The organism is Brevibacillus reuszeri, from assembly GCF_001187725.1.
In the GTDB taxonomy this organism is placed as follows: Bacteria; Bacillota; Bacilli; order Brevibacillales; family Brevibacillaceae; genus Brevibacillus; species Brevibacillus reuszeri.
In genome coordinates this window covers 637,695-657,100 of the sequence record NZ_LGIQ01000009.1, presented here as the reverse complement: position 1 = coordinate 657,100, position 19,406 = coordinate 637,695, and the positions used below count along the sequence as shown (strand labels likewise).

The window sequence follows — 19,406 nt, the reverse complement described above, 5'->3', positions numbered from 1 at the left end:
TTGGCATGGAGTACGGTCAGTTCCCTTAGATTCCTATCGTAGAATCTATAGACGGGCAGGAGGAATGCTTTGAGGGAACGTAAAGAGATTGTTCGGGTCATAGGCTGCCTTGACGCGGGTCAGTCGCTCAAAGTTACTGCCGTAATAAGCACTTGGCCAGTTCTTTATTGAAAGATCTGGCGCATTCACGTAAATGCCCCGGGTAAAGGGTAACATAGCCCGGCGAAAGTTCTCTACCCAGAGAGTTCCCCGTTTAGCCCCAGCCTTCGTGCGCCAGGTTGCCAAAGGTGTCATCGTATACTGCGCTTTACGATAGTAGTAAGCCGTTGCGCGATTAGGCACTTTGGCAACAGCACCTCCAAGCCCATGGAGAAAGATAGTGGCGGAGTAGGTAGGGGGTGATTCGACAAAACGACGAATAATGGAAATCCCCTTATCAGGTATCCGATGAAAGACATTTGGTCCTACACTTTTAAATGGCAAGGGAGAGGTTGGGGTCGTGGCTGCTACTCGGTCCACAGATTCGATCCAAGGTATCTCTTCAATGACAACCTTTCTTGGCGTACCAGCTCGAAGCAATGGCTGTAACAACTGGCGAAGCTTTTTTGCGGAGCCGAGGAAAACCCCTTGCATCAGTATCGGAAAGCTCTCTGAGGAATTCGATCTTTGCAATCCGGTGGCTATTCCGAGCGTGGGAGTAAGCTTTTCATTAGAGCCAGGAGCCGTGTAATTTTGCCATGCTCTCATCACCGGTTCAAGATCACGCAGTTCCCAGCTGATCTCAGCAAAGCCCACCGTCTCAATGGGATGAGTACGAAAGCGGAATGTCGTACAAATGCCAAAATTGCCGCCGCCACCTCCACGCGAAGCCCAGAATAAGTCAGGATTGCGGTTAGCGCTGGCATGAAGTATGAGACCGTTGGCGTCAACCATCTCTAATTCGAGCAAATGGTCGATAGTCAACCCATATGGTCGAGAAAGAATACTGTGGCCTCCTCCAAGAGTAACGCCAGCAATACCCGTAGTAGGACACACCCCGACTGGCACTACCAACCTTTCTTTCCAGAGGGCCCTATTCAAAGCGCCTCCCTTTATACCTGTTTGAACAGTAGCTGTGCCACGCTTACGATCAACATCTACCTGATGCATATCACTGACGTCTATGACGATCCCGTCATCAACTATAGATAAACCCTCGTAACTGTGTCGTCCAGATCGCATGCGAATCGGAACTTTATGATGGCGTGCCCAGCGTACTGCATTCACGACATCTTGTGTTTTCTTGGCGAAGACGATTACCCGCGGGAATTTGTTGAAGACGAGATTGAAATCTTTACGAGCATGGTTGTATTGAGGATTTCCAGGCAATACGATACGTCCGGTAAGCTCCGGTTCTCGGCCATGTCTCAGTATCCCTGGCGTTTGTCTCTTGGCATTTTGCGAAACGGCAAATCTTTTCTTGGCACTCCCAGTTTTTATCGTTTGTATAAAAAGCATTGGTTTGGATGCTCTTACTGTACGGAATTGCGGTTTTTCTCCGTTCAATCTACTCACATCCTAATCATCATGATGTCGACAGCTTCCAAAAACCGATCTTAATCACGCCGTAAAAGGAGGACTGTATTACATAAGGATGTTAGACCAATAGAAAATGTGTGGGTGAATGACGTCCTTCATTCGTCTAATTTCGGTGGGTGTCTTTTCTAACAGACAAAATGGTATGATATGACATAAGATTCCAATTCTAAGAAATGAAAGGAAGCATTATGAATTTAGGGTATACAGTTACACAGCAACAATTGATGGGTATTTTATTAAACGTCGCCGTGGTTCGGCCCGTGTTCATCTGGGGCGCTCCGGGTATTGGAAAATCATCTTTGGTCGAAAAATTTGCAGAGCAAGTGGGTCTTCCATGCGTTTCTTTGCTAGGTAGCCAGCTTGCACCTGAAGATATAATCGGTGTTCCGCAAATTGTGGACGGAAGAAGCAGATTTTGCCCGCCGGCTATGATCGCTCGGAAAGAGCCGTATTGCTTGTTCTTAGATGAATTAAACGCGTGCTCACAAGAAGTTCAGAAAGCCTTTTACAGTTTGATTCATGAAAAGCGTATTGGTGATTTCAAGCTTCCAGAAGGGTCGATTGTGATTGGTGCGGGGAATCGCGTGCAAGACAGCGCGATTGTGAAGCCGATGTCATCTGCCTTGATCAATCGCATGTTCCATGTGCAATTAAAGGTTTCCTACAAGGAATGGATGGAGTGGGCATACAGCGATGGCATCCATCCAATGATCATGCAATTTTTGGAAATCAGACCAGATTACTTATGGTCGCAACCGCCGAAAACCGAGGAGCCCTTTTCTACACCGCGATCCTGGCATATTCTTTCGGATGCCTTACATGAGTTCGGTGAAGATATTTCAAATGAGATGCTGGGGATATTGGCGAGCGGATGCATTTCCCCTCAGCATGCAGCGCAGTTTAAAGCTTTTCATAAAAACATCAACGGCAAGCACCAGCTGAATCGGATACTTGAAGGAGAAGCGGCGTTTCCCTCTGCTCCTGAGGATCGGGATGTCCTATATTTCTTGGCAGATTCGTTCCGCGCACAGATCATAAAGGAGCTGCCGACAGAAAAAGCATCTGTCCACGATCAACACAAACGGTTTGTCCATCGAGCAAAAGCCTTATTGAAGGACTTGAGCAGTATTTCGCTTGAGATGGCGCAGATGGTGGTTGCCAAACATGATGAAGGGAACTCGCTTCCGGATTGGTTTGTCGTGGAGGTTATTCGCGACTTGCCTAGACTGGCAATGGAAAGAAAGGATAAATAAAGCATGTCCAAGAAAAAGCAAGCACAGCTGGATGTCGCTCTTCAAAACTATTTGCAGGCGGTCAGCCTTCTTGAGAAGCACCCGATGTTTGCACCACTGTGTGCGCGTGTACACTTTATTCGAAAAGAGCATAATCTCTGTCCTGAAACAGGCTGGGCGATTGTGACCAAAGATGGAACGGTTCATGTTCATCCGACCCGAAGAGCAGAAGTACACGAGTGGGTGTACGTACTGGCTCACAACCTGCTACATCTCGGGTTTGGTCATTTTGTAGAGAAGGAGCAATCTGCCATTTGGAATATCGCCTGCGATTGCTTTATTGCAAAATTTTTGCAGGATATGAAGTTAGGTAAACCACCAGAGGAAATGTCATATGGCATTTCGTTTTCCGGAAAAAGCGAGGAAGAGCTTTATTCACACTTTCTCGATCAAGGAGTTCCCGAACATATGAAGTTGTTCGGGACTGGTGGAGAGAAGCAGGCTGATCTGGTTTTTGCAGATAAAAGTGTTCGCTATAGGTACAATCGAGATGTCAAATGGGAGGAGCTATTCGGAAAGGGATTAGCGCAAGCTGTACAAAGTGCTGTCAGTGTAGCAGGAGGCTATACGACTGTACTTGGTGGCGATGAAAATAGATTGTCCCCCGCATTAAAGGCAAAGAAGTGGTTTATTAACCATTATCCACTGCTTGCTTCTCTCGCAGCAAACTTTACGATTATCGAGGATCAGCAAATCTGCCAACGGCTGGACATTTCTGTTGCGGCGATTGATGTCACTACCCAAGAAATTTATTTCAATCCTGCGGCTGGACTTGATGAGGAAGAGAGCAAGTTTGTCATGGCTCATGAGCTACTGCACGCAGGACTGCGACATCATGAGCGCTGCCTGGGCAGAGACCCGTACTTCTGGAATGTCAGCTGTGATTATGTGATCAATCATTGGCTCTTGGAAATGGGCGTCGGTCGCTTGCCGGAGATTGGTGTTCTGCTTGATCAGGAGCTTAGCGGGCTGTCTGCAGAAGCCATCTATGACCGGATTGTCACGGATTTGCGGACGTACCGGAAGCTGTACACATTTCGCGGTATCGGACAGGGCGATATTCTAGACCACGGGGATCGTCGCTTTTGGGATATCAGGGAAGGAACGGCACTCGATGATTTTTACAAAGGGGCTTTGGCACAGGGCCTGGTCTATCATCAGGAGCTAGGGCGAGGACTGATTCCAGCGGGGCTGATGGAAGAGATTCGTGCCTTGGGACAGCCGCCGATTTCATGGGATGTGGAACTGGCAAGATGGTTTGATGATCATTTCACCCCTATGGAGAAAAGACGAACCTTCTCCCGTATGAGCAGGCGCCAATTCTCAACCCCTGATATCCCAAGACCTGCCTGGGCGTATCAGCAGACCGACCTGGAAGGCAGAACATTCGGCGTTGTTCTCGATACCTCCGGCTCCATGGATCAAAAGCTGCTGGGAAAAGCGCTTGGTGCCATTGCCAGCTACAGTCTGTCAAAGGATGTCCCGTTTGTACGTGTCGTGTTTTGTGATGCTGCCGCCTATGATGCAGGCTACCTGGCGACCGATGAAATAGCGGAAAAAGTGAAAATCAAGGGACGTGGAGGAACCGTTCTTCAGCCTGGAATTGATGTGCTTGAAAAAGCAGAGGATTTTCCAAAAAACGGACCAATCTTGATTATTACGGATGGCGATTGTGACCGTATCCGCATATCCAGAAATCATGCTTTCATTCTCCCAAAGGGAAAAAATCTGCCATTCGTTCCCAGAGGGCCAGTATTTCGCATTGATTAACAAGGAAAGAGGGGTACAGCAGATGGAGATACACCAAATCCCCGCCACCGTACAGTTGATAAAGCGTTCGAAATCAGAATGGAGCTCCTTTGCCTATAAAAAATGCCAGGATGTTTACGGGTACGACAGCAATGCGCTCAGACGATTTGCGGTGATCATACAGCTTCAATACGATAAAACGGTAAGCGAAGAGGACAAGGAATTTCTCGAGTTTTTGATGCAGCAGGAAATCGACATGCACAGAAGCCACCCATACCAAGGCGCACATGAATCAATGGATATCCTCGCGTACTTGCTGGCAAAGTTTAAAGACGTTCATCATATCCGGCTATTCGAGCAGGCAAAGCTATCCAACTTTGACACCTATTACGGTTTTGATTCCGAGTATTTGTTTTCCGCGGGAATTGAAGAAGCGATCCGATATGTCGAAGAAAATGACCTGTACACGAGCAGCTCCTATTTTCAAGGAATGGAAGATGAAATAAGGACGTTGTTTACAGCGGAATACATGGAGAGATGGCTTCAAACAAAGACCAGGAGCTATCCAATCAATCAGGAAGACGAGAGTCTCTCCACCCTGATGGATCGAGCTGTCGTGTTTGGCGATATCGCGGAAGCAAGAAGATTGCTGGCACAGCTGGAAGCTTCCTCGGGATCTGAGAAAAGTGACTATTCTTATTTGTACTATCGCTGCAAAGAGCTGGAAGAGTACGACAAAGCGTTGACCTACTTGACAAAGCTGACACCCTATCAGGAAGAAGCGTCCGATCGGGTATCACTCTCGCTCAAATTTGCGGGAATTTATATGGGCAAGGAGATATGGGATCAAGCGTTTGCCAGTGTCAAACAGTGCCAGCAGGAGCTGAATACCTTTACCTCGTGGAAGCGCAATGGTCTCGGCAGAAGCTTGAGCGAAGCCCTGCTGGACATCAGCCTGGGGGCAAGAGAATGGGATAGATCTCTAGCGAAAGAAGCGTATAGCTGGGCTGATCAAATGCTGAGAGTGACAAACAACGACAGCTATGTGATCCTGAAAAAGGCGCATCAGTGTGCCCGGATGCTTAGGCTCAGGAAAGATAAAAGACGGTATGGGAAAGAATGTAGGCTGGAAGCGAGAAGGATCAAGAAAATGATCGGAAGACGCTCTTGATCGTGTACCATGCCAGAGTGTGAGAGCTTCGTTTGAGACTAAAGCGATATTTCGTTCGTGCTCGCCTCTCTGGCGGTTTGGTGGTATGAATGGCGGGATAAAAAGCGGGGACACAATTCGATCATCTGAGGGCTGGACATGCCCTTGAAATTTCCGAACATTCAGTATAATCTTGAGGGGATGGATTGATTCGAAAGCGGAGGGTGGTTGATTCATGTTCGAGGAGAGCGTTTCGCTCAGGATGTGGAAACGTTTTGTTCATGAAGGTGTAATTGACTCAGCGCGAATCAACAAACGAATTAGTGAATCATGGTACCGCTGCAAGCGAAACAGTGTAAATCCTTATGCGGGTACTGGTCAAGTCGTCCTCGCTGGCGAAGCCTTGGCCAGAAAGCGGGAGAACAGTCGTCTATTTCTGGAGCTTGCCATGCCCCAGATCAGTCGGCTGTCTCCGTTTATCCACGATGTCGGGATGATCGCACTGGTCATCGATCCGGAGGGCTATGTGCTTAGCATGCAAGGGGAAAAGCATGCACTTGCGGATGCACACGCGATCAACTTCGTCGAGGGTGTACGCTGGACGGAGGATGAGGTGGGGACCAATGCGATCGGGACAGCCATTCAAGCAAAAGAGGCGATCATGATCAACGGGACAGAGCATTATTCAGTCGCCTCGCATCGGTGGAGCTGCTATGCAGCCCCGATCCATGATGAAAAGGGCGCATTGCTCGGGGTGATTGATGTTTCCAGTCGTCTGGAGAAAAGCCATCCGCAGACGATGGCTACAGTGATGACGCTTGCTTATTCCATTGAGCAGGCATGGATCAAGCAGCGACAGCAGGATGAGCTGGAATTAATTCGTCGCTCCCTCATGTTGACAGATGAAAACGAGCGGTTCGCACTGGTCTGCAACCGCGAGCAGCGGCTCGTCTTTGCAAGTAAAAGCGTACGGAAGCAAATCGGTAACTGGGCGGAGATGACACGCGAGGAAGTGGCGGAATACGGCTTTCATGAAGCGAGACAGGCACCCGTTTTTTCTGAACGGCATCTGGGCATCATCGGTTGGGCGATCGAGCTGGTGCCAAGCAGTTTGCGGACATCGCGCTTGATTGGAAATGGAATTCGGAACATCCCTTCGACGTTTCGCTTCAAGGGTGAGGCAGGGACAAGTCCAGCCTTCAGCTCCGTATTACAGGAGCTTGAACAGATTGCGCCAACGGATACGAATGTCGTGATCTACGGAGAAAGCGGTACGGGAAAAGAACTAGCAGCGCAGGCTATTCATGACAATAGCCCGAGAAGAGAAGGACCTTTTGTAGCGGTCAACTGTGGAGCAATTCCTCGTGAGTTAATGGAAAGCGAGCTGTTCGGGTACGTCGAAGGAGCATTCACAGGAGCTCGTCGACGAGGCTATCAGGGAAAACTGGCGCAGGCTAACGGAGGAACGCTGTTTCTTGATGAGATTGGTGAAATTCCGCCAGCGATGCAGGTAGCTTTGCTGCGAGTGATGCAGGAGAGAAGGGTAACACCCGTCGGAAGCAGTGAGGAGCTTGCGCTGGATATTCGTGTGATCGCTGCTACGCATCGCAATTTACGTCAGCAGGTGAGGGAAGGGACATTTCGCGATGATTTGTATTATCGGCTGCATGTACTGCCAGTCTCATTGCCACCGCTACGCGCACGAAAGGAAGACATACCGCTGCTCATTCGTCATTACTGCCAGAAAAACGGCTACCAGCTTACTCTGCCAGATGATATGCTGACAGATCTAATGTCGTATGATTGGCCTGGAAATATTCGCGAGCTATACAATGCTGTAGAGCGCATGCGAGTACTTCCTCAGGAGGATTGGAAGCGATTTCTGACAGGTCGGATTGCGTCCGCTTGGGAGGATGTTAGGCCAACTGATTCCGCAGCCAGCCCAACTGTTGATTCTGACCATCTAGATCTTGTCGGCCTGGGTTTTCGCGATCAGCTGGAGAGAAAAACGATTGTTCAGGCGCTGGAAAAGAGCGGCGGAAGTGCCTCGGTGGCGGCAGAGCTGCTGGGGATTCCACGCAGCACCTTTTATCGCAAGCTGAAAAAATATCGTCTCTAACGAGGAGGGGAAGGGAGTGGAAATCAATGCAAAACATACGGTCTAAAAATACAGTCCAACTTCTCGATACCACCTCCCGACCATATACCGGGGAAGTACTCGTTCCATTCAGTCTGGATGAAGCGTACGCACGTCTGTGTGCAAAAGACCCAGCGATGCCGTCTCTCATTCATCTTTGGCGGCATGAACGCGCGATGGTACTCGGATCCAGGGATGCCAAGCTGCCGCACGCAGTTGAAGCAATCCGTGAGCTGCAGATGAGAGGGTATGAGACGGCTGTTCGTCAATCGGGAGGTGCAGCCGTTCCACTTGCTCCTGGGGTCGTCAATCTGTCGCTTGTCATGCCGGCAGGAGCTGTCGATTTGAATCCCGAGCCGTTTTTTGTCCAAATGGTCGAGCTGATTCGGGCAGCTTTGGGAACAGACGGAGAGAGGATGCACAGCGGTGAAGTAGCAGGCGCTTATTGTCCTGGATCCTATGATTTGGCTATGAATGGTCTCAAGTTTTGTGGGATTGCTCAGCGCCGCTTAACGCGGGCTGTCGCCGTGCAGGCTTTTGTTAATGTAGAAGGGAGTGGACGTGAGTATGGGGAGCAGGTACGCGCCTTTTACCGAGTTGCAGCACAAGGTACCACTGTCCACAACTATCCTCAGGTGCAGCCCGAGCGGATGGCGAGTTTGGCTGAACTGGGAGTATCCGGAAGCGTAAGCGGATTTGCTGCCAGAATCCGCGAAGGGTTGAATGCGAATAAAGAGTCTGCAATTGCTGTGATGGATTCTTGTCCGCCGTGGCTTGAGGCTGAGGCTGGGAATGCACTGGATGCGTTGAAAGTAAGAAATCTGCTGGTCGGTTCATGAGGAACCGGCCTTTATTTTATAGGTCACTAAGGCTTTGCCTCCTCTGGGGAATCTCATCGCCGTATTTCTCCTTCTTGCTAAAACGCTCCAGACAAGCCTGGCAGATGCACGCCTTGCGCCTTTGCTCTGGGGGGATCAGCTCGAATATCTCCTTGGGAAAAGCGGCATGAAAGCACCAGCATTTCTTTGTCTGGGCGAGATGGCCACACCGATTGTCAGCACCACAGAGTGGACACTGGCTTGGCGAGATGGTTTTGTCAGGCATTGGGCTCACTCCTTAGAGAGGAATATACTTGCCATATCATTTTTAGACGCGATACGTTTCATTCAGTTGCACCATTAATGCAGCTGTTTGGGATGAGACAAAATGAGACAAAGTGGGATATCGTCTCATTTTGTCTCATTTTTTTGCTTGAAACAATCCGTAGAAAATAATCTGAAAAGACTGTCATATCAAGGTTATTCCTGCATACGGCGAGCTGGCACGCGGATTGCAAAAATACAAGGGCAAGAGCGATCGTCCGGTCGTTCCACAAACCAAGCGATGGAGGGGGCGTATCTGATGAAAGTAATCCAGGCGGAAGAGCAAGTGCTGTCCCGTGAAAAAGCGAAATGGATGTATCGCAAAATGCTGGAGATTCGGGAGTTCGAAGATGCTGTGCACGTACTGTTTGGACAGGGAAAGCTGCCGGGCTTTGTCCATCTGTATGCGGGAGAAGAAGCGATTGCAGTCGGGCTGGGCGCTCATCTGGATCAGAAGGACAGTATAACCAGCACGCATAGGGGACATGGTCACTGCATTGCCAAGGAATGCGACTTGAACAAAATGATGGCAGAAATATACGGAAAAGCGACTGGTCTTTGCAAAGGCAAGGGAGGATCGATGCACATTGCTGACCTGGACAAAGGGATGCTGGGGGCAAACGGTATCGTCGGTGGCGGATATCCGCTAGCGTGCGGGTCTGCTTTGACCGCCAAACTGAAAAAGACAAATGCTGTCAGCGTCTGCTTCTTTGGGGATGGTGCCAACAATCAAGGGACGTTCCACGAGGGACTGAATCTGGCGGCGATCTGGAAGCTGCCCGTCGTATTTGTGGCAGAAAACAATGGCTACGGGGAGGCGACACCGTTTACATATGCCTCCAGCTGCACACATATCGTTGATCGTGCAAGCGGTTACAATATGCCGGGGGTTCAGGTGGATGGAAAGGACGCATTGGCTGTATACCGCGCTGCTGAAGAAGCAGTTGCCCGCGCACGTCGCGGCGAAGGACCAACGCTGATTGAATGTATCACCTATCGCAACTACGGCCATTTCGAGGGTGATGCACAGAAATACAAGAAGGAAGTCGACAAGCAGGAGCATTTGAATGAACGTGATGCTATCTCTGTCTTCCGTGCCCATCTGGCGACATCGCAAACGCTGTCGGAGGCGGAACTGACCGAAATCGAAAACGAGGTCGCGGCTGCAGTACAAGAGTCGATTCGATTTGCCGAGGAGAGCCCGTATCCGGATGCTGACGAGCTGTTGACCGACGTATACGTGTCGTACTAAGAAAGGGGGATGGAAGAGATGACAAGAAAAATCAGTTTTTCTGCTGCGGTGAATGAAGCGATGAAGCAGGCTATGCGTGCGGATGAGAATGTGATTTTGATGGGGGAAGACGTCGCGGGTGGAGCACAAGTGGACCATTTGCAGGACGATGAAGCATGGGGCGGCGTACTTGGAGTCACCAAAGGACTGGTGCAGGAATTTGGGCGTGAACGCGTACTGGATACCCCGATTACGGAAGCGGGCTATATCGGGGCAGCGATGGCAGCGGCAGCCACTGGCATGCGGCCGATTGCCGAATTGATGTTCAATGATTTCATTGGCAGCTGCCTCGATCAGGTCATGAACCAAGGGGCCAAGTTCCGCTATATGTTCGGTGGCAAGGCACAGGTGCCGGTCACCATTCGGACTATGCACGGTGCCGGATTCAGGGCGGCTGCACAGCATTCCCAGAGCCTGTATGCGATGTTCACGCACATCCCGGGGGTCAAGGTAGTCGTTCCATCTACGCCATACGAGGCCAAAGGCTTGCTGCTCGCCTCCATCGAGGACAATGATCCCGTCATTTTCTTTGAAGACAAGACGCTGTACAACACGACAGGGGAAGTACCAGAGGAATATTACACGATTCCACTCGGCAAGGCGGATATCAAACGGGCGGGTAGCGATATCACGATTGTAGCTATCGGCAAGCAAGTGCAAACCGCGCTTAAAGCAGCAGAGCAGCTTGCAAAAAAAGGGATCGAGGCAGAAGTGGTAGACCCACGGACATTGTCACCACTTGATGAGGAAACGATCCTCGCTTCCGTCGCGAAAACAAACCGGCTGATTGTGATTGACGAGGCCAATCCGCGATGCAGCATCGCTACGGATATCGCTGCGCTTGTGGCAGACAAAGGCTTTGATACACTGGATGCGCCGATCAAGCGGGTTACAGCGCCGCATACGCCAGTCCCGTTCTCGCCAGTACTGGAGGATTTGTATCTGCCTTCGCCTGAGAAAGTGATCCAGGCCGTATCAGAGTTGATCGGGGACGCATCGATCACCGCTGTTTCATAATAGTGTCCGGGGAGCACCCGACTAGTGGCAGAAGCGAACGTCGGGTGCCCTCGCCCCTGTAAGAGGGGACTATGTTGGCAGGAGAGGAGAGAAGAAAATGGCAGAGAATATCATCATGCCCAAGCTGGGGATGGCAATGGTGGAAGGGACGGTCATCGCTTGGAAGAAGCAGACGGGGGAACCCGTGAAAAAAGGAGAGGGCATCGTCGATATTAGCTCGGAAAAAATCGAGATGGAGGTAGAGGCTCCCGCTGATGGTGTCCTGCTCAGCATTAACGTGCCGCCAGGAGGGGTTGTTCCCTATGGAACGGTTCTAGGTGCGATTGGTCATCCAGGTGAGCTGGTAGCAGTCGCATCAGCACCTGTGGCGGCTTCGGGAAATGCCCAGGCGGAATCGGCTGCCTCATTGGCCATTCAGAAACAGCAGGGACCCCCAACCAGTATAGAGACAGCAGCGACTCCTCTTTCCCTACAGTCGCGCAATAGCATCAAAATATCCCCTGTTGCTCGTAAAATGGCCGAGGAAGAAGGAGTCGATTACACACTCCTGATTGGAACAGGGCCACAGGGACGAATTACCAAAGAAGATGTGGAGCGGGCTGTCCTCTCTCGCGGACATTCACAAGCGGAAGCAGCGCAGGAGAAAAGCGTGTCTGATGCGACAACTGCAAGTGGCCAATCGACAGTGGATCACAACACAGCTGCAACAGCTTCAGAACTTCAGCCGGTTCAAACAGCAGAGCGCATCCCGGTTACAGGCATGCGCAGGGTCATCGCGGAACGGATGCATACGAGCTTACAGCAGAGTGCACAGTTGACGATCAACATGCGGGCGGATATTACGGAGCTTTTACAACTGAAGGAAAAGCTGTCTGCTGAAATAGAGGCTCGGCACAAGCTGAAGCTGTCTGTTACGGATTGGATTGCCCGGGCCGTAGTGCTTGCACTCCTGGGTCACAAACAAATGAACAGCGCGTTTCTAGAGGATCGCATAGAGCGATATGAAGCGGTTCATTTAGGGATCGCGGTAGCATTGGAAAAGGGTCTCGTCGTTCCAGTTATCCGTCATGCAGAAGCAAAAACTCTTACCGAGCTGTCACATGAAATAAAATCAGCCAGTACAAAAGCGCGGCAAAATCAGCTTGCGCCCGAAGAAATGAAAGGCTCTACCTTTACGATCACCAATCTTGGCGGCTATGGTGTGGACACCTTTACGCCAGTCTTGAACCCCCCGGAAACAGGCATCCTTGGCATCGGAGCAGCGAGAGATACACCGGTTTATATCGGTGACGAGGTACAGCGACGCAGCTTGTTGCCACTATCCCTGACTTTTGATCATCGGGCGTTGGACGGAGCGCCTGCGGCTGCATTTTTGGCCGAGGTCAGACGATATCTCGAAGATCCATACAGCCTGCTGATCTAGGAGGGAGAGCGCATGTATGATATTGCTATTATTGGCGGAGGTCCCGCCGGTTACGTAGCTGCTATCACAGCGGCACGGCGTGGTAAAAAGGTGGTCCTGATTGAACAAAAGGAGCTTGGCGGCACATGCCTGAACGAAGGCTGTATGCCAACCAAGGCGCTGCTTGAATGTGCAGAGACATATCAGCATGTTTTGCATGCCGAGCGTTTTGGCATCGAGGGAGCTGGAAGTCAGGCAGAGGTCAATTGGGAGAAGGTACATGATTACAAGCAGGGCATTGTTCGGAGCCTGACAGGTGGCGTACAGTATTTGATGAAGCGCAATCAGGTACAGGTTATACGCGGCAGTGCATCCTTTCAAAATGAACATACCTTGCAGGTCCAGACTCCAGACGGTATCAGTGTAATGGAGGCAGAAAAATATATCGTAGCGACAGGGGCTGAGCCTATCGCTCTTCCTTTTGCACCATTTGACGGAGAATGGATCCTAGACAGCAGTCACTGTCTATCGCTTCCCGCAACTCCACCTGTGATGCTCATCGTAGGAGGAGGGGTGATTGGCTGTGAATTTGCTTCTGTGTATAGTCGCATGGGAAGTCGCGTCATTGTGGTCGAAATGGCAGGACAGCTCCTGCCCGGAGAGGATGCTGATATTGCGGGTATTCTAGAAAAAAGTCTTCGAAAGTCTGGAGTTGAGATTCATCTCGAAAGCCGTGTAGAATCACTGGAGCGAGCGAGCAAAACAGCACACTTTTTCACAGCGGATGGTGTGAGCGAGGTACAGGCGGATGCGGTGTTAGTGGCAATTGGACGCAAGCCGCGTGTATCTGGTATCGGTCTGGAACAGGCGGGTATTCGTGTCACGTCACGCGGAATTGTAGTAAACGAGCAAATGCAGACAAATCAAGCCCATATTTATGCAGTCGGGGATGTGGCTGGTGGCATCCAGCTGGCGCATGTCGCTTTCCACGAAGGCGAAGTGGCTGCTCTTGGAGCATGTGGGGATGAGGTCACTGTCAATTTTCGGGCTGTTCCGCGCTGTATCTATACTGCGCCAGAGGTTGCCTCGGTCGGTTTGACAGAACGTCAGGCTCGGGAACAATATGAAGGACTACTTATTGGTGAGTTCCCTTTTTCGGCGAATGGCAAAGCAATGATCTTGCAGGAGACGGTTGGGAAAGTAAAGGTGCTGGTAGAGCCTGTCTATCATGAGATTGTCGGCGTAACATTGGTTGGGCCAAGCGCAACTGAGCTAATCGGGCAAGCAGCGCTCCTGCTGCATACGGAGATGACAGCAGATGCGATGGAGAGCTTTATCGCTCCACATCCTACACTCTCGGAGGCAATGCTGGAAGCAGTTCGAGGGGCACTCGGACACGCCGTTCACGGTTAAGTTTACGAAAAAAATAGCCAAGCAGAAAACCAGAATGGCATTCATTCTGGCTTTTTCTTGTTTTTGTACCATTTTCCAATAAATCGAATGTTCAAGGACAATTTTAGATTGACAACGATAATAGTAATCATTACGATATACTAATATCAGATAAAACGTAATGATTACTTTTTAAGGGAGTGTTACAAACAGATGCATAAAGCAACCCTACCTGGGCTATTGGCGAGCATTTTTGCCGTCAGCTTACTGATCGGATGCAGCGACAACAAAAGCAGTGTCGGGGAAATGCCGCACAAAGCGCGAGAGCTCGTCTATGCAACGGCGAAAGACATCAACGATATGAACCCACATTTGTATCCCGGCTCAATGGCAGCACAAGGGATGGTGTACGAATCGTTGGTCGAAAACACGCAGAACGGGATCAAACCACTGTTGGCAGAATCCTGGGACATCTCTGAGGGTGGCAAGGTCTACACTTTCCATTTGCGAAAAGGCGTTACTTTCCACGATGGAGCAACCTTTAACGCCGAAGCGGTCAAACAAAACATCGAGGCGGTGCAGCACAATGCCAGCAAGCATACCTGGATAAAACTGTCCTCGAAGCTGAAAGAAGTGCAGGTAATTGATGAGCATACTGTCCGATTCACACTTACGGAGCCGTATTACCCGACGTTGCTGGAGCTATCAATGACCCGCCCCTATGTATTTCTGTCGCCAAACGATTTCCAAAATGGAGAAACGAAGAACGGCGTAGCAGGGTTCAATGGTACAGGACCCTATAAACTGGTCGAGCATGTGACCGATCAATACGCGCGCTTCGAAGCAAATGAAAATTACTGGGGTGGCATGCCCAAAGTGAAGCGAATAACAGCCAAGGTGTTGCCTGCTGGTGAAACAACCCTGCTGGCGTTGCAAAAAGGCGAGGTTAACTTTGTCTTCACGGATGATCGTGGCACAGACAGTATCGATGTGGAAGCCATGAATCGACTGACACAAACGGGTACATATCAAATTGTTCGTAGTGAACCGATGAATACGAAGATGATCGTTGCCAACAGCAGCAGGTCGGACAGTCCCGTCAGCGAAAAGGCAGTCCGCGAAGCGATCTGGCACTCCATTGACAGGAAAACCATTAACCACAGTGTCTTCAGCGAGACGGAAACGGCCGCGGAAACGCTTTTCTCTTCTAACGTTGCTTACGCCAATATTGGATTACAGAAACGTGAATATGATCCTGGGACCGCGAAGCGCCTGTTGGAGCAGTCTGGCTGGTTCGCAACAAAAGAGGGTGAGCTTCGGCAGAAGGCTGGTCGCCCACTCTCGATGAAGCTGTATTACGATGTCAACTCCTCTTCACAAAAAACACAGGCAGAGTTGATTCAAAACGAGGTTTCCAAGATCGGCATGAAGCTGGATTTGATTGGAGAAGAATCAAGCTCTATCGCGAAGCGGAGATCAAACGGAGACTACGATTTACTGTTCAATCAAACATGGGGACTCGCCTATGATCCGCAAAGCACGATTGCTGCTTTTGCTGCCGAGTCGTCCTACCGTCATACAACAAGCGGAATCCCAGAAGCGAAAGAACTTTACCAAAAAATCGACGAAGTGATGATATCGGCTGACGAAAAAACGAGGCAAGCATTGTATGCAGACATTTTGACCATCGTACATAACGAAGCTGTCTTTATACCACTGACAAACGGCAGCGTAACGGTAGTCGCTCCGGCTAGTCTGCAAGGCGTCTTGTTCAAGCAAACGCAATTCGAGCTGCCGTTTGAACGGATGCATTTTGAATAGGAGAAATAATAACGATGATCCCGCAAAGGGGTGTGAAAGAAACGTACTATGGGCGGTTACCTTGTAAAACGAATTATGATTGCGATACCGTTACTCGTTGTCATTTCATTTCTGGCATTTGTGCTGAACCAATTGTCACCGTTGGACCCTGCTGAGATTATCTTACGTGCGCAAGAAGTTCCGGTAGTAACCGATGAGCTGATCACGGAAACGAGAACTGCGCTCGGCTTGGACCGCCCGCTGTTTGTCAGGTATGTTGATTGGCTGTCTTCTTGCCTACAGCTTGATTTCGGAAGCTCCTATGTGACGGGGAAGCCCGTATGGTCCTTGCTCGGTCCGGCTTTGCTGAACACACTCAAGCTGACAATTGTATCAGCGGTATTCATTATCATTCTCTCCATTGTGCTGGGCATCGTCTGCGCTTTGAGAGAGGGAAAAGTGCTAGATATATCGGTTCGTGGCATTTCCTTTTTCGTAACCGCGATGCCGACTTATTGGCTTGCGGCGTTGATGGTCTGGTATTTTTCCGTGAAGCTGGACTGGTTTCCGACGAGTGGAATGGACTCTTATAGCAGCTACGTCTTGCCAGTAGCGGTTATTGTTGTTGGTTACGCGGGTATCTATTTCCGGTTGATCCGCAGTTCCATGCTGAGTAATCTACATGAAGACTACGTGCTGTATGGCAGAGCGTGCGGCTTGCCAGAGAGTAGAATTATCCTGCATATTTTGCGCAATTCCTTACAGGTAGCAGTCTCGGTTTTCGGTCTTGCCATTCCCGTTATTTTGGGCAGCACAGTTGTCGTGGAGAACATTTTCGCATGGCCCGGTCTCGGTACACTGACGGTTAAATCGATACTTAGCAGGGATTTTCCCATTATTCAGGCGTATGTCCTGGTACTTGCTGCTGCCTTCGTGCTGTTTAATACCATGTCCGATATCATCAATGTGTTCCTGAATCCCAAGCTACGAAAGGAGTTATAGATGAAGCTGCTCGTGCAACTGATGAAGGATAAAGTAGCGGCTGTATCACTTGCTGTCGTCGCGTCCACGCTAATAATTGGTCTATGCGCACCACTTTTTGCACCGCATGATCCAAATGAGGTGCATATGGAGCTGCGCTTTGCAGAGACATCCTGGCAGTATTGGCTTGGCAACGACCATCTCGGCCGCTGTGTTCTTTCTCGGCTCATTTACGGTATTCGACCCAGCGTTCTGTGGGTGCTCGTCGCGTTAGCTACATCTGCAAGTATTGGTACTGTACTCGGTTTTGTCGCAGGCTATTTCAAGGAAAAGACCGATGCGTTCTTGATGCGGATTTGCGATTGCATGCTTTCATTTCCGGGGTACGTCATGACACTTGCGATTGTTGGCATGCTGGGGGCTGGGTTGGAAAATATATTGCTCGCATTTGTCATGATGAAATGGGCGTGGTTCACCCGTGTCATTCGAACTGCCGTCCTGCAGTATGCGGATGCCGATTATGTAAAGTTCTCTAGGACGCTTGGAGCTGGACATTTCCGCATCATGGCGAGGCATATCATGCCGGTAGCTCTACCGGAAATCGCGGTTATCTCCAGCAGCAGCTTCGGGTCCATGATTTTGCAAATATCCGGCTTGTCTTTTCTCGGCCTGGGTATTCAGGCACCACACGCAGAGTGGGGCATGATGCTGAATGAAGCGAGATCGGTCATGTTCTCCCGCCCTGAGCTAATGGTGATTCCAGGTCTGGCCATTATGGTAATCGTGTCATCCGTCAATTTTCTGTCCGATGCGCTCCAAACTGCTCTCGATCCAAAATTGATGACGGGCAGACAAGGAATGAAAGCACGCATCGGTACTTTCTTACCGAAGCTGCGAGGGAAGGAGGCTGCGTAAGCCAGTTATGAATATCCTTGAAGTCGAACATTTGAAAATATGGGACAGTCTCACTGGTCGCATCCTTGTTACGGACAGCTCCTTCCACCTCAGTCAAGGGGAATGCCTTGCTATTGTTGGAGAAAGCGGCAGCGGGAAGTCACTGACCTGCCGGGCGTTACTACGTCTGAATCGGTCAGGGCTTCGCCAGTCAGGGGACATCATCCTGAATGGAATCAATCTTTCTGGTCTTCCCGAGAAAGAGATGCGCAAGCTAAGAGGAAATAGACTCTGCATGATTATGCAAAATGGCATGCGTGCATTTGATCCGTCTCGTCCAGTCGGTGCTCATCTGCGGGAAACGCTTGCTGTACATACTCCTTGGAGTCGCAGTGAGAGGAGCGAAAACGTTAAACGAGCGATGGAGAGCGTTGGCTTCAATGATCCTTGTGCAGTATTGGCGCGTTATCCGCATGAATTGTCCGGGGGCATGCTGCAGAGGGTCATGATTGCTCTCGCTATCGTTCTAGAACCAGACATTCTCATTGCTGACGAACCAACGACAGCGCTAGATGCCGTTACACAATTCGAGGTTGTGGAACAGTTCGAGCAATTGCGAAGCCGGCTGGGCAGCTCAATGATATTTGTTTCACACGATTTGGGTGTAGTCAAACGGATTGCTGATAGGGTTTTGGTTATGAAGGACGGAGAAATCATTGAGCAAGGCGAAACAGGGGAGATTTTCTCTAGCGCGCAGCATCCGTATACCCGTTACTTGGTTTCGTCAAAGATGGCGCTTCAACGTCATTTCAGGCAGCTGATGGGAGGCGATGGTGTTGCTGAAGGTTGATGGTGTGAACAAATCATACAAAAAAGGTGGATGGTTCGTTAAAAAGTGGCAGCAAATCCTTCACGACATCAGCTTTGAATGGAAGCAGGGAGAATGCCTTGGCATTATCGGTGAAAGCGGCAGCGGCAAATCGACGCTGGGACGTTTGTTACTGGGCATTGAAAAGCCAGATCAAGGCAGCATCACGTTTGCAGGTAAACCCGTGGCAGGCCGCCATGCGAGAAGGGGAGGCATCAGTGCGGTATTTCAGGATTATACGTCGTCTATCAATCCGTTCTATACAGTCGAACAGGCGATGCTCGAGCCGCTAACGCTGGCAAAAGAGAAGCCGGAGCTGCGCAGAAGTAAAATGGAGCATCTGCTAGTACAGGTTGGGCTGGATGCCTCCTATTTTCCCAAATACCCTCATGAGCTATCAGGTGGAGAGGCACAGCGCGTATGCATTGCCAGAGCCATTTCCACAGAGCCCGCATGCATGGTGCTCGATGAAGCGATTAGCTCGCTAGATGGCTCAGTTCAAGTCCAGGTCCTGGATTTACTAAAGTGCTTGAGGGTCACGCATGGAATGGGTTATATCTTTATCACTCACGATATCCAGGCAGCTGCTTATTTGTGCGACAGGGTCATGATCGTGAAAAATGGTCGGATTGAGGAGCTCGTCGATGTCGAACGTTTGAGTAGCGTCCAATCTCCTTATGCAAGGGAGCTGCTGCAAAAGATCATGGTATGAC

At 50.1% G+C, this 19,406-nt stretch carries 16 protein-coding genes; 14 read left to right on the top strand and 2 right to left on the bottom strand.

From position 1 onward, the window contains the following. Nucleotides 1–45: 45 nt before the first annotated feature. Nucleotides 46–1,410 (bottom strand): FAD-binding oxidoreductase, encoded by a 1,365-nt coding sequence (locus tag ADS79_RS17510; protein ID WP_049741039.1) that lies wholly within the window; start codon nt 1,408–1,410, stop codon nt 46–48. 356 nt (nt 1,411–1,766) lie between these two features. On the opposite strand from ADS79_RS17510, the gene ADS79_RS17505 reads away from it, so the two are divergent. The 5 genes from ADS79_RS17505 to ADS79_RS17485 all read left to right on the top strand — a co-directional run bounded on the left by ADS79_RS17505 (nt 1,767) and on the right by ADS79_RS17485 (nt 8,745). Next, entirely contained in the window at nt 1,767–2,831 is a 1,065-nt protein-coding gene (locus ADS79_RS17505; RefSeq protein WP_049739696.1) for an AAA family ATPase, read from the top strand. A 3-nt stretch (nt 2,832–2,834) separates the two neighbouring features. Further along, entirely contained in the window at nt 2,835–4,640 is a 1,806-nt protein-coding gene (locus tag ADS79_RS17500; RefSeq protein WP_049739695.1) for a vWA domain-containing protein, read from the top strand. Nucleotides 4,641–4,662: 22 nt separating this feature from the next. Then, on the top strand, nt 4,663–5,790 hold the full coding sequence (locus ADS79_RS17495; protein ID WP_049739694.1) for a hypothetical protein: 1,128 nt from the start codon (nt 4,663–4,665) through the stop codon (nt 5,788–5,790). Between the two features lie 214 nt (nt 5,791–6,004). After that, nucleotides 6,005–7,888, top strand: a complete 1,884-nt coding sequence (locus ADS79_RS17490) for a sigma-54-dependent Fis family transcriptional regulator (protein ID WP_049739693.1) — start codon at nt 6,005–6,007, stop codon at nt 7,886–7,888. 26 nt (nt 7,889–7,914) lie between these two features. After that, entirely contained in the window at nt 7,915–8,745 is an 831-nt protein-coding gene (locus tag ADS79_RS17485) for a lipoate--protein ligase family protein (RefSeq protein ID WP_049739692.1), read from the top strand. A 16-nt stretch (nt 8,746–8,761) separates the two neighbouring features. Here ADS79_RS17485 and ADS79_RS17480 read toward each other — a convergent pair whose 3' ends face one another. Continuing rightward, complete coding sequence (locus ADS79_RS17480; RefSeq protein ID WP_049739691.1) at nt 8,762–9,010, bottom strand: cysteine-rich CWC family protein; 249 nt, start codon at nt 9,008–9,010, stop codon at nt 8,762–8,764. Nucleotides 9,011–9,307: 297 nt separating this feature from the next. Here ADS79_RS17480 and ADS79_RS17475 point away from each other — a divergent pair, with 297 nt between their 5' ends. From ADS79_RS17475 to ADS79_RS17435, 9 genes are all read left to right on the top strand, one after another. Continuing rightward, nucleotides 9,308–10,300, top strand: coding sequence for a thiamine pyrophosphate-dependent dehydrogenase E1 component subunit alpha (locus tag ADS79_RS17475; protein ID WP_049739690.1), 993 nt, complete (start codon nt 9,308–9,310; stop codon nt 10,298–10,300). A gap of 18 nt (nt 10,301–10,318) precedes the next feature. After that, on the top strand, nt 10,319–11,356 hold the full coding sequence (locus ADS79_RS17470; RefSeq protein ID WP_049739689.1) for an alpha-ketoacid dehydrogenase subunit beta: 1,038 nt from the start codon (nt 10,319–10,321) through the stop codon (nt 11,354–11,356). A gap of 97 nt (nt 11,357–11,453) precedes the next feature. After that, nucleotides 11,454–12,779, top strand: coding sequence for a dihydrolipoamide acetyltransferase family protein (locus ADS79_RS17465; RefSeq protein WP_049739688.1), 1,326 nt, complete (start codon nt 11,454–11,456; stop codon nt 12,777–12,779). Between the two features lie 12 nt (nt 12,780–12,791). Beyond that, complete coding sequence (gene lpdA / locus ADS79_RS17460) at nt 12,792–14,171, top strand: dihydrolipoyl dehydrogenase (protein WP_049739687.1); 1,380 nt, start codon at nt 12,792–12,794, stop codon at nt 14,169–14,171. Nucleotides 14,172–14,363: 192 nt separating this feature from the next. Beyond that, entirely contained in the window at nt 14,364–15,971 is a 1,608-nt protein-coding gene (gene cntA / locus ADS79_RS17455) for a staphylopine-dependent metal ABC transporter substrate-binding lipoprotein (RefSeq protein WP_049739686.1), read from the top strand. 48 nt (nt 15,972–16,019) lie between these two features. Then, entirely contained in the window at nt 16,020–16,952 is a 933-nt protein-coding gene (gene opp1B / locus ADS79_RS17450) for a nickel/cobalt ABC transporter permease (protein ID WP_049739685.1), read from the top strand. Further along, a complete protein-coding gene (cntC, locus tag ADS79_RS17445; protein WP_049739684.1) occupies nt 16,953–17,846 on the top strand; it encodes a staphylopine uptake ABC transporter permease subunit CntC in 894 nt (297 codons plus the stop codon). 7 nt (nt 17,847–17,853) lie between these two features. Next, the gene (gene cntD, locus ADS79_RS17440; RefSeq protein ID WP_049739683.1) at nt 17,854–18,675 is read left to right on the top strand and encodes a staphylopine uptake ABC transporter ATP-binding protein CntD; all 822 of its coding nucleotides are present in this window, start codon (nt 17,854–17,856) and stop codon (nt 18,673–18,675) included. After that, nucleotides 18,662–19,405, top strand: coding sequence for an ABC transporter ATP-binding protein (locus tag ADS79_RS17435; RefSeq protein ID WP_049739682.1), 744 nt, complete (start codon nt 18,662–18,664; stop codon nt 19,403–19,405). The genes cntD and ADS79_RS17435 overlap by 14 nt, the downstream gene beginning before the upstream one ends. Nucleotide 19,406 lies beyond the last annotated feature (1 nt).

Coding starts and splice junctions, on each gene's coding strand:
- ADS79_RS17505 (WP_049739696.1), top strand. CDS start 1,767: ATGAATTTAGGGTATACAGTTACACAGCAACAATTGATGGGTATTTTA.
- ADS79_RS17500 (WP_049739695.1), top strand. CDS start 2,835: ATGTCCAAGAAAAAGCAAGCACAGCTGGATGTCGCTCTTCAAAACTAT.
- ADS79_RS17495 (WP_049739694.1), top strand. CDS start 4,663: ATGGAGATACACCAAATCCCCGCCACCGTACAGTTGATAAAGCGTTCG.
- ADS79_RS17490 (WP_049739693.1), top strand. CDS start 6,005: ATGTTCGAGGAGAGCGTTTCGCTCAGGATGTGGAAACGTTTTGTTCAT.
- ADS79_RS17485 (WP_049739692.1), top strand. CDS start 7,915: ATGCAAAACATACGGTCTAAAAATACAGTCCAACTTCTCGATACCACC.
- ADS79_RS17480 (WP_049739691.1), bottom strand. CDS start 9,010: ATGCCTGACAAAACCATCTCGCCAAGCCAGTGTCCACTCTGTGGTGCT.
- ADS79_RS17475 (WP_049739690.1), top strand. CDS start 9,308: ATGAAAGTAATCCAGGCGGAAGAGCAAGTGCTGTCCCGTGAAAAAGCG.
- ADS79_RS17470 (WP_049739689.1), top strand. CDS start 10,319: ATGACAAGAAAAATCAGTTTTTCTGCTGCGGTGAATGAAGCGATGAAG.
- ADS79_RS17465 (WP_049739688.1), top strand. CDS start 11,454: ATGGCAGAGAATATCATCATGCCCAAGCTGGGGATGGCAATGGTGGAA.
- lpdA (WP_049739687.1), top strand. CDS start 12,792: ATGTATGATATTGCTATTATTGGCGGAGGTCCCGCCGGTTACGTAGCT.
- cntA (WP_049739686.1), top strand. CDS start 14,364: ATGCATAAAGCAACCCTACCTGGGCTATTGGCGAGCATTTTTGCCGTC.
- opp1B (WP_049739685.1), top strand. CDS start 16,020: ATGGGCGGTTACCTTGTAAAACGAATTATGATTGCGATACCGTTACTC.
- cntC (WP_049739684.1), top strand. CDS start 16,953: ATGAAGCTGCTCGTGCAACTGATGAAGGATAAAGTAGCGGCTGTATCA.
- cntD (WP_049739683.1), top strand. CDS start 17,854: ATGAATATCCTTGAAGTCGAACATTTGAAAATATGGGACAGTCTCACT.